Source organism: Halalkalibacter oceani, from assembly GCF_023715705.1.
In the GTDB taxonomy this organism is placed as follows: domain Bacteria; phylum Bacillota; class Bacilli; order Bacillales; family Bacillaceae_D; genus Halalkalibacter; species Halalkalibacter oceani_A.
Genome location: NZ_JAMBOS010000024.1, coordinates 11,221 through 26,649, shown reverse-complemented (window position 1 = coordinate 26,649; position 15,429 = coordinate 11,221). Strand labels below are relative to the sequence as shown.

Here is a 15,429-nt window from a genome sequence, read left to right as displayed (position 1 = left end):
CCGGGCCTTCTGCTCGGAGGCCCGGTCTTCGTTAATCATTAATAGCTTCTGCGTTCCTCAATTTTTTGCATGAATTCATCTTCGTTTTCGAACAGATTAACATCCATCAAATAAGACAGAATCCGCGGTAAATCCGTGTTGTCAATCAGGCCGACGAATTGATTGGCACCTGCTCCGTAAGCATAAAGAGGAAGCTCCTCACCGGTATGGTGGCGCGATCCCCAGCTCAACAAGGCATGCGCTGAAACAACCGTTCCAACTTCATCGGTCAACGACCCTCTCTGATCCCAATTGACGCTTGTTAATGTAGTAAAATCATCTTCGTTCAAGTCAAGACCGAGAATAGGACCAGCTGCGGCTTGAATGTCAACGAAATAAGCAGTCGTTTTGTCCTCGCTTGTTCCGATGCCGGCCTGCAGCCCAAGCAGCTCAGCAAAGTGCTGGACATTGACGTATGTGGTGCCTCTATCGAGAACGAGTGGCCCATCAAAGGTTTTAGGCAATCCATTTAAGCTAATTGTTGTACTCGTTCCAAGTACGTCGAGGTTAACGGTGCGCCCTTTAAGTTCAAGTTCACCATTAAGGCTGCTGACAATCTCTCTTAACGGCACATAGTATTCACCGTTTTGCTCAGTAGCATAGCTGATATCTGTCTGAACCGCGGCGTCAATCAGTGCTTCCGTAACAGCATTGGAGCTTCCGGTCGCATTTCGCAGCACTTGAATGTTTTCCATGTAACCACCTGGTGTATTTCCTACGTTTAATCCACCTGTTTCATGGTCGCCGACAACAACTAGCAATGTGTCTTCATCGTTTCTGGCAAATTCCAAAGCAACATCGAACGCTTCCTCAAAGGCCAGCATGTCATGAATAAGCGCAATAGGGTCGTTGGCATGGCCGGCCCAGTCAATTTGGCTGCCCTCTACCATTAAGAAAAATCCTTCATCATTTTGACTTAAAGAATTGATGGCGAGCTCCGTCATCTCCGCCAGGCTTGGGACGCTTTCAGTGTCGCGGTCGATTTCGTATTTCAAGTCAGTCATCGCGAACAGACCGAGCACTTTATCAGACGTCACATCAGCGATCTGATCGCGATGTTCGATATACTCGTAGCCAGCGTCAATTGCCTCGGCAATCAAGTCGCGCTCCGGCTGTCTGCCGCCATCTGCTTCAGTCATGAACATGTCCCGTCCTCCACCAAGGATGACATCAACATTTGGGATATAATCTTGTGCTAAAGCGACTTCGTTTCCTCTGCTCGGGTCATGGGCGACGAAAACGGCTGGAGTGGCGTGCGTAATTCTTGAAGTCGCCACAAGGCCTGTCCCTTTTCCGCTTTCACGAGCAGCATCTAAAATGGAATCAGGCTCTAAGCCATCCGGAGTAACGGAAATCATGCCGTTATTTGTTTTGTAGCCGGTTGCCATTGCTGTCCCGGCAGCGGCTGAATCGGTGACATTAGTGTCTGATGAATAAGTTTTCATTAATCCTTTTACATAGCGTTCAAAAGAAAGTTCTTCCCCTTTAAAGATTCTGGTTGTCGTTAAGTAGCTGATCCCCATCCCGTCAGGAATTAATAAAATGACGTTTTTCGCGGAACCGCGGTCGTTTGCGGCGTCAGCATGAGCCGCCCCGGCGAATGCTGAAAAGAAAAGAGCCGCAGCCAATGCTGTTTTTGCCAATCTGCTACTATAATTTTTTAACCTTTTTTTGATCACTTTCATGATCCTCCTCCTTATTACTCGATTTTTCAATCTTTTTTACCGTAACATCAAAATATTTAACTAATGTGAAGAGAAAGTAATAATTATGTAAATCGGTCTCCCGATCCTCTTAACATTCATCGAGGGGTGGCAGGTTATTATAGACCATTGGAACTATAAAAACAAACCGAGGGCGGCTGTGATGTTCGAACAGGTGAAAGGCGGTTCAGGAGATAGTAGGGAATAAAGACCTTGTTTCCGCGAACGCAGTCAACTATTATGACGAAAACCAACGACATTTGGAAGTTGGTTTTTTTACCATTTATCGGTATTGAATGATATAGTAGAGCGCGAAGTTGTACAATCGTTGCTCCATAATTTGGGATGAAAGCGCATACTTCCATGTGCTTCCCGGTGATATAATTGATTTTGCAAGGAGGGATTTGGTTGGCACTCAATGAGCGAAGTCAAAAGATCCTTAATGAGTTAGCACGTAATCCAAACGTAACAAGCGCTTTATTAGTGAAGAAATATCAATTATCCAGACGTCAGCTAGGGTACACGATTAAGCAAATAAATAGCTGGCTCAAGCAAGAAGAGCTTCCTGAGATCGAAAGGACGAGACAAGGTCATTTTGTTGTTGATCACTCTGTTTTTGCGAAGATAAATCGTGAGCACGTTCCCGTTGAGCAGGAGACTATTCAGTTTTTAACAGAGGAACAACGGGTTTATCTGATTCTTCTCATGCTCATCAGCAGTAAAGAGGAGCTTTCCCTTCTTCATTTTCATTCAGAGCTTGGTTATAGCAAGAACACGATCCTGAGTGATCTGAAGCAGGTGCATCACTATGCCTTTGAATATGGGCTGAGTGTACGTTACTCTCGTAAATCCGGCTATCTGTTGGAAGGGAACGAGCTTCATATTCGCCGGCTGCTGGTCAGGGTGACGAATTTCATTTTCGGCATTCATTCCGGGAAAAAGCTGTTCATGGCGACCGCCTCTATTGAACAAGCTGAAATTGATCAGCTGAACAAGCAAATCGAAAAAGTGGAAAGCGAACTGGCTATTAAATTTACTGACGAAAAGCTTCAAGTGATGCCCTATGTCTTTCTCCTTGTGCTAAGACGAATTGAAAATGGCTGCCTGTTAGAGCCTTTTCCAGCACGCTATCAGGAACTGGCGGAGACGAGGGAATATCAGGTGGCAAACGAGATTTTTCGTCCTGGTTCAAAAGTTCCGGTCCAGGAGCGACTGTATATGACCTTGCATGTGCTGACCTCCAATATTCACTGGTCGGAGGTGAAGGGTGATCCGGTGATCCCGCAATTGCAGACAGCGATTGCCGATATGCTGAGACTGTTTGAGCAAAGTGCGTGCGTGTACTTTCAGGAACGGGATTTGTTGTTCAAAAAGCTGCTACAGCATATTAAGCCGGCGTATTATCGCATCAAATATCAGCTGACGGAAATGGATCGGGTTAAAGAGTCCTTCAGCCAGGAATATCAGGAGCTGCTTCATTTAGTGCGGAGAAGTCTTGGTCCGCTTGAAACGGTCATCGGCGCTAAAATGCCCGATGTGGAAGTGATGTATATTACGATGCTGATCGGCTCCTGGATGACACGACAAGGGGAAAGCATTGAAAAGAAAGTTAAGGCGATTGTCGTCTGTCCTCAAGGGGTGTCTGTATCGCGGCTGATGTTTCAGGAATTGAGCGGCTTATTCCCGGAGTTTATTTTTCTCGACTCGTTATCGATGCGGGAATTTTATGAATATCATCTTTCCTATGATATCGTCTTCTCGCAAACGAAGCTTGAAACGGAAAAGCCGCTCTATGTAACGAAGACGTTTCTCAGCAGGGAAGAAAGACAACGGCTGAAGCAACAGGTGATGCAAGACCTTCACGGCTATAATCCGAATGAAATTAACTTGGATTATGTCATCGATATTGTCAGGAACTATACGAGGATCGAGGATGAAAAAGGATTAAAAAAAGAGCTTGGCTATTATTTGTTCCAAAATCAGCAACAGGTGGCGGCAATTGACCACGGTGACGAAAAAGTCAGTTTACGTGAATTAATCCGACCCGGGTATATTTCGCTCAGGCATTCGGTTCCATCATGGGAGGAAGCGTTGCGCCTTGCGGCAGAGCCGCTCGTTCGAGGCGGTGTTGTGGAAGAGCGGTATGTCGAAGCGCTCGTCCGTAATCCGGTGCGCGATCCTTATATTATCATTGCACCCGGTCTTGCGATCCCGCATGCGGCGCCCGAACAAGGAGCCAGGCAGGTAGGGATGAGCTTATTGCGCTTACAGAAGCCGGTCGCCTTTACAGCCGAGGAGGACGTCCAGTTGATGATCGTTATAGCCGCTGTTGACAAGCAGCAACACATCCGGGCGTTGAGGCAGCTATTCAAGCTGGCCGCTTCGGAAAAAGACCGGCAGCGGATGATCGAGGCCAAAACTGTTGCTGAAATCTATGACTTGATCGAGATGTATTCACATGATTGAGAGAAAGAGAGTTTATCAGGATAGGAGCATGAATCATGAGCGAATGGGTGCTGAATGAATCAACGATATTGCTAGATCTCGTCGGGGAAACAAAGGAAGATATTTTAGAAATGATGGGAAGAAATATGGTCGATCACGGCTTGGTCAAGGAGAGCTATGTTGAGGCTGTCATTAAAAGAGAAGGAGAATATTCAACGGGTCTCCCAACTGGCGGAGTAGCTGTAGCGATTCCCCATACAGATGTTGAGCATGTCAGGCGGAAGTCGATCAGCGTCGCCGTCTTGCGTCATCCGGTTGAATTCGGCGTGATGGGGGGAGCTCCGACAGAAACAGTGCCGGTGAAGCTCGTCTTCATGCTGGCGATGGATGAGGCACATTCCCAGCTTAAGCTGTTACAGCAATTAATGCTTATTCTACAAAGTGAAGAAAAGCTTCAGAAGATTGTCAACGAAATGGATTCGACAACGTTAAAAACATACTTAACAGATCAATTAACTAGTTTATCGGATGAAGGAGGTGAATAACGATGAAAAAGAAAAAAGTATTAGTGGCCTGCGGGGCAGGGATCGCCACATCGACGGTTGTCAACAACGCGATTGAAGAGATGGCGAAAGAGCATAATTTAACAATCGATTTAGTCCAAATTAAAATTGCCGAAGTGGCAAGTCATAAAGATACAGCAGATCTTCTCGTCACGACAGCGATGACGAAAGTGGAATATCCATTTCCGGTTATTAACGCCCGCTCATTTTTAACCGGGATCGGAACAGACGAGACAAAGAAACAGATTCTCGAAGCGCTGAAAGCGTAGGAAAGAGATGAAATAAATGACTCGGCTTCCCCTCCTGGAGGAAGCCGGACTCTGCTCGGAAAAAAGGGGGAAGACAGATGGAGGGCTTCGTGAATTTCATTCAAGCGTTCTTAGATTTAGGAGCAACGGTTATTTTACCGGTCGCGATTTTTATCCTCGGGATGATTTTTGGGCAAAAGCCGGGCAAAGCATTTCGCTCGGGGCTGACAATTGGAATCGCTTTCGTTGGAATCTTTCTGGTCGTTGATTTACTCGTTCACAATTTAGGTCCAGCGGCGCAGGGAATGGTGGACCGGCTCGGCGTCGAATTAAATGTCATTGACATCGGCTGGCCGGCTTCATCGTCAATTGCCTGGGCCTCGATTGTTGCTGCATTTATTATTCCTCTTGGCTTAATGGTCAATGTGATTATGCTCGCGACGAAAACAACGAAGACGATGAATGTCGATATTTGGAACTTCTGGCATTATACTTTCACAGCGGCGATGGTCTACACGATTACGAACCAGGTTGTGCTGGCGTTACTTGCGGCCGTTCTTTTCCAAATTGTTTGCCTGAAAATTGCTGACTGGACGGCACCGATGATCGGCGAGTTTTACGACTTGCCGGGGGTTTCAATCGCAACGGGAAGTACGATTTCATACGCGCCGGGAATTTTTTTAGTCAAAGGTCTGCAAAGGATTCCCGGGGTGAAAAAGTGGAATGTCGATCCGGAAACAATTGAAAAACGCTTTGGTATTTTAGGAGAATCGATGTTTATCGGTCTTGTCCTAGGGGCGACTATCGGCTTCCTGGCAGGATACAGCATCGGTGATGTGATCGAGATCGGGATCGCCATGGCGGCGGTGATGGTTTTAATGCCACGGATGGTCAAAATTTTAATGGAAGGGCTAATGCCTGTTTCAGAATCGGCGCGTGAATGGTTAAATAAGCGCTTTGGTGATCGGGAAATTTATATCGGACTGGATGCGGCTGTCGCGTTAGGGCATCCATCGGTGATCTCAACTGCCTTGATTTTAGTACCCATCACGGTATTTATGGCGGTCGTGCTGCCGGGAAATGCGCTGCTTCCATTTGGTGATTTAGCGACGATCCCGTTTATTGTCGCCTTTATTGTCGGAGCGGCACGCGGGAATATTGTCCATTCGGTTATCGTCGGTACGATTATGATTGCGATTTCCCTTTACATTGCGACAGATGTTGCGCCGATTTTTACGCAAATGGCGATCGACAGCAATTTCAACATCCCTGAAGGGGCGGGACTGATTTCAAGCATCGATCAGGGCGGCAACATGATCAATTATATTATCGTAAAGCTTTTTGCTTTATTCAGCTGATAGGAGCAAAGAGCAACAGGCTAGGAGGCGACAGAATGAAAGCATTGGTCAAAACAGAAGACGGCTTTGGCCATCTTCATATTCAAGAAAAACCAGAACCGGTGCCGGGTGTGAACCAGGTGAAAATCGAAGTGAAGTACGCCGGGATATGCGGCTCGGACATTCATACGTATGAAGGCCACTATAAAGTACGGACCCCGGTGACGCTCGGTCATGAGTTTTCCGGAGAAATCGTCGAGGTCGGCGCGGGGGTTAAGGATTTCAAGGTGGGTGACCGCGTCACGTCGGAGACAACATTCGAGGTTTGCGGGGAATGCCGCTATTGCCAGTCAGGCGATTATAATCTTTGTCCGCATCGCAAAGGATTGGGTACACAGGTCGATGGCGGTTTTGCCAAATACTTGATCGCCAGAAAAGAGAGCCTGCATCATCTGCCGGAAGGTGTTGATTATCAATCCGCAGCGATGACGGAGCCGCTCGCCTGCACGTATCATGCTGTGGCAAAAACGAAGATTGAAAACGGTGATCTTGTCGTTGTCATTGGGCCAGGACCAATCGGGCTCTTTACGGCCCAGGTCGCAAAAAGCAGAGGAGCACGGGTCATCATTACGGGGTTGACCAATGATGAACTCCGGCTCAAAAAGGCGAAGGAGCTCGGAATCGACTATGTCGTCAACACGCAGGAAGAGGATGTGAAAGAGCTCGTCCGCTCTTTGACGGACGGATATGGCGCTGATGTCGTTTATGAATGCTCAGGGGCAGCGGCGGCCGCTAAGCAGGGACTTGATCTTTTACGGAAGAAAGGGCAGTACGGCCAGGTGGGGTTGTTTGCGACAGCGGAAGTGTCCTTCGATCTGGAGAAAATCATTCAAAAAGAAATCCGCGTTGTCGGCAGCCGGAGCCAGAAGCCGGCCGATTGGGAGCCGTCGCTGGCGCTGCTGAATAAAGGACAGGTCGATGCGAAGGCGCTTGTCACACACGAATTTCCGATTACACAGTGGGAAGATGCCTATCAAGCAATCAAAAGCGGAGAAGCAATTAAAGTGCTTTTAACCCCGGAGGAACAATAAGGTGCAAAAAGATCGGAGTGATGAAACATGGTCGAGCTAATGCTTGATTTTATGCTGGGTCCATTAAGAGGTCTGGTCAGCTTTTATGTGGATTACCAAATGATTTTCAACTCGCTGATCGTTGGCTTTGCTCTCTATAGCGTTCTCGCAAAGCCGAAAATGAAGAAAACGAGTGAAGGTCAGGAGAGGGCGTAGTATGGAAGCGTTAAATTTATATGGCGTGCAGGATATCCGTTATATGAACATGCCAGAGCCTGTTCTCAATTCCGAAGATGACGTCATAATTGAAGTGATGGCTGCCGGCATATGCGGTTCTGATCTATCACGGTATAAAAAACTAGGCCCCTACGTCAAAGGAATGACATTCGGTCATGAATTCTCCGGTATCGTGAAAGAAGTAGGGGCGAATGTACAAAGCGTCCAAGTAGGAGACCGGGTGGCGGGTTGTCCCGCCTTTCATTGTGGAAGCTGCCCAAGCTGCCAGCAGGGGAAGCTATCGCAATGTGAAGCTTTAACAGTGCTCGGGGCACGGCATCCCGGCGCGTTTGCAACCTATGTGACGCTACCGGAACGGAACGTCATTTCCTTGCCGGAAGAGATTGACTATGATACCGCCGCTCTCATTGAACCGTCCGCGGTCGTTACTCATGGCTTCTATCAAACGACAATCCAGGCTGGAGCGGATGTCGCGATTATCGGCTGCGGCAGCATCGGCCTGCTGGCGGTTCAATGGGCGAAAATTTTTGGCGCGAAGCGGGTTTTTGCGATCGACATCGACGAAGCAAAGCTCGATCTTGCGAGGCGGCTCGGCGCTGACGTGATCATTCATGCCGCTCACTCACCGGTCCACGAACAAATGTATCAGAAGACGGCCGGCCGAGGCGTCGACCTTGCAGTCGAGGCGGCAGGCTCTCCTGTCACTTCGGCGCAAGTGCTCGCCTTGCCGAAAAAAGGCGGAGAAGTCGTTTTTCTCGGAATCCCCTACGGTGACGTGAATGTCGAACGCTTTTATTTTGAGAAAATTGTCCGCAATGAATTGCGTCTCTATGGCTCGTGGAATGCGCTCTCCTCCCCGTTTCCAGGCCGGGAATGGGAGGCGACCGTCCATTTTATGAAGACAGGCGCGATCCGGGTGGAACCGATTATTACCCATCGATTGCCACTAAGAGAAGGACCAAACGCATTCCGTGACATGACAAATGGGGGCAAGGGCTATGTAAAAGCGCTCTTTCATCCTCAGTGTTAACCGGCTATTATAATGCTGCTAAACTCGTTGCTTAGAGGAGGGGCAAAAGGGAAAACAACCTTTTGCCCCTCCTCTTTCTTCTTTCACAGGGGCCAGCCGGCTCCGTCATTGAAAATGATCCTATAAACGAGATAAGCAGGTGCGGGTGCAAAGGAGAATATAACGGCTATAGCAAATCGTCAAACCAAAGATCTCCTTGACTAGCTCATGCAGGTTTATTATACTTCGTCGATAAAGGATGTGCTGATAGGAGGGGGTCATTTGTTTATCCATAAAATTGACGATGAGCTGTCGCTGAAGCTGATCGAGGGTAAAGACAGTGAAAGAGTATTCGAGTTAACCGAGCGTTCAAGGGAATATTTGCGCCAGTGGCTGCCGTGGCTTGATGGGACGACAAAGGTAGAAGACACGGAAGCGTTTATCAAAATGTCGCTGGAGGGTTTCGTTGAAGGCAGAAGTTTGCAGACCGTCATTTTATATCGCGGCCAGGCTGTCGGCGTGGCCGGCTTCAATCAGATCAACCGGGCGAATCAAACCGCTTATATCGGTTATTGGCTAGGGAAGGACTATCAGGGAAATGGAATTATGACGCGGGTGGCGCAGGCGTTGACGGATTATGCATTTACTGAACTGAAGCTGAACAAAGTAGAAATACGGGCAGCGGTCGAAAATACAAAGAGCAGAGCGGTCCCTGAAAGGCTTGGCTTTGTTCAGGAGGGGACGCTTCGCCAGGCGGAATGGCTCTATGATCATTATGTCGATACGGTCGTTTACGGCATGCTGGCTGCGGAATGGAAAAAAGGCTGAAGCAAGGGCCTGATGAGGACATGCTGAAAATTTGCTGGCGATAATGCGTCAAGGGTGATCTTTTCCTCTATATTGAGTATAATCGAAGGTTAGAAGGCTGGAGGAGGCGGGTATGAGCGGAAAAACGATAACGGTTGAAAATCTGGTGCGGCGATTTTCGTTGCGCGTGCTGGCGGGCGAGAACTTAAATGAAAAGCTGATTACCCAGTCACGGGTCCATCGGCCCGGATTGGAATTCGTCGGTCATTTTGATTTTTTTCCGACAGAACGAATACAGATTCTCGGCAGAAAAGAAATTAATTATTTGCATAAGCTAAGTAAAGAAGAACGGAAAATCCGGATTGGAAACATTGTTCACTATCATCCCCCCTGCTTTATTGTAACGGCGGGAGAAGAAGGGCTTACCTATTTGACGAAGTATTGTCTCGAAGAGGGGATTCCCCTGCTTATCACGAACAAGCCTGAAACGACATCGGAGTTCATAACGTATTTGGATGCCTATTTAGTGAAGGAGATGGCGCCGGAAATGTCGATTCACGGTGTGTGCGTCAATGTATCCGGGATCGGTGTTTTGCTGCGCGGAAATTCAGGTGTAGGGAAAAGTGAGACGGCTCATACGTTGATCGGACGCGGTCATCGGCTTGTCGCTGATGATATCGTCGTCTTAAAGAAGCTCAGTCCACAGACGCTGTTAGGAACCCATGATGAGAAAACGAAGGAATTTTTGGCGTTGCGGAGCGTCGGCTTGTTAAACGTTGTGCGAATGTATGGGCGCAAGGCGTTTCAGGAGGAGACGAGGATTGCGCTTGATATTAACCTGACGAAGTGGGAGAAGGATGCGCTTAACAATGAATTGGAGCAGGAAGCGGAATTTACTGATTATATGGGCGTGAAAGTACCGACCATTGAAATTCAGCTCCAGCCCGGACGCGATGTCGCCGGATTGATTGAAGCGGCTGCGAATAACTGGTATTTGCGGCAGCAGGGCTACAGCGCAGCAGAGGAGTTTATGAGCAGGATTGCTTCTGATATATCTGATCAAAGCGCGGACTAGAGGGGTTGGTCAAAAGGGAAAACAGAGAGCCTTTTGACCGGCCTCTTAGCTTTTCGTCCGTCTTTATTTCGGCTCGTAGGAGGTCTTTTCCTGTACAGCTCCATCCTTTTTATGGACGATCAGATGAGTTTGCTTATTTTTGGCGATTTCTCGGGCACGGTCAATCGCCTCTTCTTTTTTGCTGAACACTTCTGAAGGTCGTTTGGCATCCTCGGCCTGAACGGCCCAGCCATCCTCATGGGCAAGGACGTGTTCCCCTTTATCCATCAGCTCGGGCCGGCTGCTGCTGTTCTTCTTGTGGGATTGCAGTTCCTGATCGCCGGCCTGTTTGATCTGCTTGATCTCCTGCTTGCTTGCATTCTCATACCATTCTTTCGCCTGCTTCGTCGCAATCGGGATCGCACGACTTTCCTCATAGCCGTCCTTGACCATCGCATTGGCGATTTCAATCGCTTTCTTTCGGATGGCCGGGTCAAGATTTTTCAATGAACTCGGGTAATCTTTTGTGTCCCACGGCATGGGATCAACACCTCCAATCAGCTGTTGATGTACGTTTTCCCTTCTGGAAAAAGAGTAAACCTTTTGGCTGATAAAGATTCTTGACTTTCAAGCCGGAAAGAGTATGATGAAGAATACTGAATAAGTTAGTTACTTAATTAATTTGGCTGGAAAGGGGTAAGGGAATGGATCAGGAAACGGAAAAGCTTATCCAGCTTTTTATACGGCTTCACCGTAAACAGCTTGAAACGAATATTCGATCTGTTGACCATAAAACAAGTGAAAGCAGAGTCCTTTATCTATTAAAAAAAAGCAATTCGAGAGGCCTGAAAGTATCCGATCTCAGCGTCGCTTTGCGGGTAACGTCACCGTTTGTTACCCAGCAGGTCAACCTGTTAGAAGAAAAAGGTTTGATTCAGCGCCAGCGGGATGCGAAGGACGGCAGAGTGGTGAGAATCCATTTAACAGAGGAAGGATGGGTAGCCGCCGAGGAAATAGAACAAAATATTTACAGTATCTTCTCAGGGTTAACGGCCTATCTTGGGAAGGAAGATAGTGATAAATTGGCTGAATTACTGACGAAAGCTCTTAATTATATTGAAGAGCAGTTCATGGATAAAATGAGGGGAAAAGCATGAAAAATTTACTGACCTATATAAAGCCGTATAAATGGCAAGTTGGACTCGTTCTGCTCCTGACACTTGGAGGAATTTTATTAGAGCTTTACTTGCCGACACTGATGGCGGATGTTGTTGACATTGGAATCGTAAATGGTGATATTGGCTATATTTTGCAAATTGGCGTCTGGATGATTGTTTGCTCGATTCTCGCTGTTGTGCTGACGGTCTTCGTCACCTTTTTCGCCTCGAAGGTCGCCCTCGGCTTCGGGCGTGACATCCGCCGCAAGCTGTTTGTCCATGTCGAGCATTTTTCATTGCAGGAATATGATAAAATCGGTGCTGCTTCTTTAATTACGCGGACGACGAATGATATTAAACAGGTCCAGGATGTCGTCAATATGATGCTGAGGATGATGACAAGAGCACCTTTGATGCTCGTCGGCGGGATTATTTTGGCGATATCGCGCGATGCCGTTTTATCGCTCATTTTCCTTGCGGCGCTGCCGGTGCTGGGCGGGGCGATCTGGCTCATTTCCCGGCGCGCGATTCCGCTTTTTAGTGAATTGCAGAAAAAAACCGACCGGCTTAACCTGCTGTTACGGGAAACGTTAATTGGGACACGGGTAGTCAGAGCATTTAATCGGGTTTCTTTTGAGAAGACGCGATTTAATGAAGCGAATCAGGAATTCCGTGATACAGGGATTCGCGTCAACCGGATTCTTGCCAGCATGTTTCCGGTGATGATGATCGTAATGAATTATACGAATATCGCGATCGTCTGGTTCGGGGCGATCCGGATCAACGCTGGCGAGATGCAGGTCGGAAATTTAATGGCCTTTTTGCAATATGCAATGATGATTCTCTTCTCACTCGTCATGCTTTCGATGGCATTTGTGATGATTCCGAGAGCACAGGCTTCAGCGAGACGTATCAATGAAGTGCTGCAAATGAAATCGGACATCGAGGATCCGCAGGAGGCGGCGGAAGCAAATGAAAGACGGGGCGTGCTGGCTTTTAAAGATGTCACGTTCCGTTATCCGGGAGCCGAGAAGCCGGCGCTTGAATCGGTCTCTTTTCAGGCGAAGCCGGGAGAGACGACGGCGATTATCGGCAGCACAGGGGCCGGTAAGTCAACGTTGCTTCAGTTAATTCCGCGCTTTTATGATGTCGAGAGCGGCTCGATTGAAATCGACGGCGTTGATATCCGGGCGATGGCCCAGCAGACGCTGCGTCATAAGCTGGGCTACGTCCCGCAGAAGGCATCGATGTTTACCGGAACGATTGCCGCCAATATTCGTTTTGGAAACGAAGAAATCAGCGATGAAGCAGTACTGAATGCGCTCGAAACAGCGCAGGCTGGTGAATTTGTCCGTGAGCGTGAGAAGGGGATTCACGCCGAAATTGATCAGGCCGGGGCCAATCTGTCAGGCGGGCAAAAGCAGCGGCTCTCCATTGCCCGGGCACTGGCCCGTAAGCCGCAAATCTATCTGTTTGATGACAGCTTTTCCGCGCTGGACTATAAGACCGATGCTAAGCTGCGCCAGGCTTTAAAGGAAACGACAGCAGAGGCGACGATTCTGCTCGTTGCCCAGCGGGTGAGCACGGTCGTCGATGCCGATCAAATTATCGTGCTGGATGAAGGGAAAGTCGCCGGAATTGGCACGCATCAGGAACTACTGTCAACCTGCGGCGTTTACCAGGAAATTGTCGCGTCCCAGCAATCGGAGGAGGAGAGCGCATGACCGATCAAAAAAAGCCAACAATGAAAGCCGGACAATCCGGTGGCGGCGGAAACCCGTTCGGAAGCGGGCACAAGGCGGCGGGAATGCCCGGCGAGAAGCCGAAGGAATTTAAGAAAACGTTGCGTCGGCTCGCCCGTTATTTAAAGCCTCAGGCCGGTAAGCTGATCCTTGTAGGGATCGCGGCGTTAATAGGGACTCTCTTTAACGTCATCAGTCCGAAACTGCTTGGGGATGCGACGTCATCGCTGTTTGACAGTTTCGTGCAGTCGGTGGGAGTCGATTTCGCCTTTCTCGGGCAGCTTCTGTTCTGGCTGCTTGTTCTGTACACCGTGTCTTCGTTATTCATGTACGTTCAGCAATATGTAATGGCCGGTGTGTCACAGCGGATGATTGCCAGTATGCGGAAGGAAGTGAATGAAAAGCTATCGCGGCTGCCGTTACGCTACTTCGACAAGCATTCGCACGGGGATTTGCTCAGCCGGGCGGTAAATGATATCGATAATATTAATACGTCGATGCAGCAGGCGCTGACACAAATCATCACATCAGTCATTACGATTGTCGGGATTATCGTGATGATGCTTGTCATTAATCCGCTGCTGACATTGGTTGTTTGCGTGACGCTGCCGCTCAGCGTTCTCGTTATCCGCTTTATTGCCGGACGCTCGCAAAAGTACTTTGTCAATCAGCAGGCAGAGCTTGGAGCGGTGAATGGCCATATTGAGGAAATGTTCACCGGCCATCAGGTGGTGAAAGCCTACGGTCATGAAGAAGAGGCGATTAAGCGATTTGATAAGATGAATGACCGTCTTTATACGGCCGGCTGGAAATCACAGTTTATTTCCGGAATCATGATGCCGATGATGACGTTTATCGGTAACCTTGGCTATGTGCTTGTCAGTATTGCCGGCGGGATTCTCGTTATCAATGGCAGCATTCGTATCGGTGATGTGCAGGCCTTTATCCAGTATACTCAGCAAATTTCTCATCCGATGGCTCAGGCTGCCGGGATTGCCAACATGATTCAATCGGCCTTAGCCTCAGCAGAACGGATTTTTACGCTGCTTGACGAGCAGGAAGAAAAGCCGGAAAAGGAAATCATTACCGACTTAGATCGAATAAAGGGACGTATCACCTTCGATCATATCTCGTTCGGCTATGATAAAGATCAGCCTGTCATTAATGATGTGACACTTGAAGTCGAGCCTGGTCAAACGGTCGCGATTGTCGGCCCGACCGGAGCCGGAAAGACAACGCTGATTAATTTACTGATGCGCTTCTATGAAGTTGACCGCGGGCGGATTTTACTGGATGGAATTGACTATGCGAAGCTGAGTCGCGAGCAGGTCCGAAGCCGTTTTGCGATGGTGCTTCAGGACACATGGCTGTTCAATGGAACGATTCGGGAAAACATCGCCTACGGCAAGGAAGGGGCGACGGAGGAGGAAATCATTCAGGCGGCGAAAAGTGCGTATGCCGATGACTTTATCCGCACGCTTCCGGATGGCTACGATACGGTGCTAGGCGAGGACGCGGCCAATATTTCGCAGGGGCAGCGTCAGCTGTTGACGATTGCCCGGGCGATTTTATCGGACCCACTGATCCTAATCCTTGATGAAGCGACGAGTAACGTCGATACACGGACAGAGATGAACATCCAGAAGGCGATGAACGAAATGATGAAGGACCGCACAAGCTTTGTCATCGCCCACCGGCTTTCGACGATTCGTGACGCGGACCGAATTCTTGTCATGAATCACGGCGACATTATCGAACAGGGAACGCATCAGGAACTGCTCGATCAGAATGGTTTCTATGCCGAGCTGTATAACAGCCAGTTTACCGAGGCGGCTGTGGCGAATTGAAGTAAGCAGACTGACTCAAAAGGGAGATTACCTATTGAGTCAGTTTTTTTGTTTCTAAATGAGGCGGAATGACAGTAAACGCTTTGGGTTTTATTGATTGAAGTTGATCGTTTTTGATTGAAAATAATCGTTTTTCGTGTATAATGAAATCAGTAAGGCAATGAGGTGAAG

General features: G+C 48.4%; 14 protein-coding genes. 12 read left to right on the top strand and 2 right to left on the bottom strand.

All coding sequences use genetic code 11. From position 1 onward, the window contains the following. Window positions 1-38: 38 nt before the first annotated feature. Window positions 39-1,724: an alkaline phosphatase gene (locus tag M3212_RS17220; RefSeq protein ID WP_251195212.1), complete on the bottom strand. Its 1,686-nt coding sequence runs from the start codon at window positions 1,722-1,724 to the stop codon at window positions 39-41. A gap of 426 nt (window positions 1,725-2,150) precedes the next feature. Here M3212_RS17220 and M3212_RS17215 point away from each other — a divergent pair, with 426 nt between their 5' ends. The 9 genes from M3212_RS17215 to hprK all read left to right on the top strand — a co-directional run bounded on the left by M3212_RS17215 (window position 2,151) and on the right by hprK (window position 10,533). After that, window positions 2,151-4,208 carry a BglG family transcription antiterminator gene (locus M3212_RS17215; protein WP_251195211.1) on the top strand — a complete coding sequence of 686 codons (2,058 nt, stop codon included), beginning with the start codon at window positions 2,151-2,153 and terminating at the stop codon, window positions 4,206-4,208. 35 nt (window positions 4,209-4,243) lie between these two features. Beyond that, the gene (locus M3212_RS17210) at window positions 4,244-4,732 is read left to right on the top strand and encodes a PTS sugar transporter subunit IIA (RefSeq protein ID WP_251195210.1); all 489 of its coding nucleotides are present in this window, start codon (window positions 4,244-4,246) and stop codon (window positions 4,730-4,732) included. 2 nt (window positions 4,733-4,734) lie between these two features. Continuing rightward, window positions 4,735-5,019 carry a PTS sugar transporter subunit IIB gene (locus M3212_RS17205; RefSeq protein WP_251195209.1) on the top strand — a complete coding sequence of 95 codons (285 nt, stop codon included), beginning with the start codon at window positions 4,735-4,737 and terminating at the stop codon, window positions 5,017-5,019. Window positions 5,020-5,096: 77 nt separating this feature from the next. Further along, complete coding sequence (locus M3212_RS17200; RefSeq protein ID WP_251195208.1) at window positions 5,097-6,356, top strand: galactitol-specific PTS transporter subunit IIC; 1,260 nt, start codon at window positions 5,097-5,099, stop codon at window positions 6,354-6,356. Between the two features lie 35 nt (window positions 6,357-6,391). Next, on the top strand, window positions 6,392-7,426 hold the full coding sequence (locus M3212_RS17195) for a zinc-binding dehydrogenase (protein ID WP_251195207.1): 1,035 nt from the start codon (window positions 6,392-6,394) through the stop codon (window positions 7,424-7,426). 27 nt (window positions 7,427-7,453) lie between these two features. After that, window positions 7,454-7,621, top strand: a complete 168-nt coding sequence (locus tag M3212_RS17190; protein ID WP_251195206.1) for a hypothetical protein — start codon at window positions 7,454-7,456, stop codon at window positions 7,619-7,621. A 1-nt stretch (window position 7,622) separates the two neighbouring features. Next, window positions 7,623-8,672: a galactitol-1-phosphate 5-dehydrogenase gene (locus M3212_RS17185; RefSeq protein ID WP_251195205.1), complete on the top strand. Its 1,050-nt coding sequence runs from the start codon at window positions 7,623-7,625 to the stop codon at window positions 8,670-8,672. A 261-nt stretch (window positions 8,673-8,933) separates the two neighbouring features. Next, complete coding sequence (locus M3212_RS17180) at window positions 8,934-9,479, top strand: GNAT family N-acetyltransferase (protein WP_251195204.1); 546 nt, start codon at window positions 8,934-8,936, stop codon at window positions 9,477-9,479. A gap of 112 nt (window positions 9,480-9,591) precedes the next feature. After that, window positions 9,592-10,533: an HPr(Ser) kinase/phosphatase gene (gene hprK / locus M3212_RS17175; protein WP_251195203.1), complete on the top strand. Its 942-nt coding sequence runs from the start codon at window positions 9,592-9,594 to the stop codon at window positions 10,531-10,533. 63 nt (window positions 10,534-10,596) lie between these two features. On the opposite strand, the gene M3212_RS17170 is transcribed toward hprK, so the two are convergent. Continuing rightward, window positions 10,597-11,052 (bottom strand): DUF2188 domain-containing protein, encoded by a 456-nt coding sequence (locus M3212_RS17170; protein ID WP_251195202.1) that lies wholly within the window; start codon window positions 11,050-11,052, stop codon window positions 10,597-10,599. Between the two features lie 164 nt (window positions 11,053-11,216). On the opposite strand from M3212_RS17170, the gene M3212_RS17165 reads away from it, so the two are divergent. From M3212_RS17165 to M3212_RS17155, 3 genes are read left to right on the top strand one after another with little or no spacing between them, the layout of a single operon-like run. Continuing rightward, window positions 11,217-11,669: a MarR family winged helix-turn-helix transcriptional regulator gene (locus tag M3212_RS17165; RefSeq protein ID WP_251195201.1), complete on the top strand. Its 453-nt coding sequence runs from the start codon at window positions 11,217-11,219 to the stop codon at window positions 11,667-11,669. Further along, a complete protein-coding gene (locus M3212_RS17160; protein WP_251195200.1) occupies window positions 11,666-13,393 on the top strand; it encodes an ABC transporter ATP-binding protein in 1,728 nt (575 codons plus the stop codon). The genes M3212_RS17165 and M3212_RS17160 overlap by 4 nt, the downstream gene beginning before the upstream one ends. Next, entirely contained in the window at window positions 13,390-15,258 is a 1,869-nt protein-coding gene (locus M3212_RS17155; protein WP_434084058.1) for an ABC transporter ATP-binding protein, read from the top strand. Before M3212_RS17160 ends, M3212_RS17155 begins: the two co-directional genes overlap by 4 nt. Window positions 15,259-15,429 lie beyond the last annotated feature (171 nt).

Bases quoted from the DNA above. Each gene is read 5' to 3' on its own strand.
- M3212_RS17190 (WP_251195206.1), top strand. From the start codon at position 7,454: ATGGTCGAGCTAATGCTTGATTTTATGCTGGGTCCATTAAGAGGTCTG.
- M3212_RS17160 (WP_251195200.1), top strand. From the start codon at position 11,666: ATGAAAAATTTACTGACCTATATAAAGCCGTATAAATGGCAAGTTGGA.
- M3212_RS17210 (WP_251195210.1), top strand. From the start codon at position 4,244: ATGAGCGAATGGGTGCTGAATGAATCAACGATATTGCTAGATCTCGTC.
- hprK (WP_251195203.1), top strand. From the start codon at position 9,592: ATGAGCGGAAAAACGATAACGGTTGAAAATCTGGTGCGGCGATTTTCG.
- M3212_RS17170 (WP_251195202.1), bottom strand. From the start codon at position 11,052: ATGCCGTGGGACACAAAAGATTACCCGAGTTCATTGAAAAATCTTGAC.
- M3212_RS17200 (WP_251195208.1), top strand. From the start codon at position 5,097: ATGGAGGGCTTCGTGAATTTCATTCAAGCGTTCTTAGATTTAGGAGCA.
- M3212_RS17185 (WP_251195205.1), top strand. From the start codon at position 7,623: ATGGAAGCGTTAAATTTATATGGCGTGCAGGATATCCGTTATATGAAC.
- M3212_RS17165 (WP_251195201.1), top strand. From the start codon at position 11,217: ATGGATCAGGAAACGGAAAAGCTTATCCAGCTTTTTATACGGCTTCAC.
- M3212_RS17205 (WP_251195209.1), top strand. From the start codon at position 4,735: ATGAAAAAGAAAAAAGTATTAGTGGCCTGCGGGGCAGGGATCGCCACA.
- M3212_RS17155 (WP_434084058.1), top strand. From the start codon at position 13,390: ATGACCGATCAAAAAAAGCCAACAATGAAAGCCGGACAATCCGGTGGC.
- M3212_RS17220 (WP_251195212.1), bottom strand. From the start codon at position 1,724: ATGAAAGTGATCAAAAAAAGGTTAAAAAATTATAGTAGCAGATTGGCA.
- M3212_RS17195 (WP_251195207.1), top strand. From the start codon at position 6,392: ATGAAAGCATTGGTCAAAACAGAAGACGGCTTTGGCCATCTTCATATT.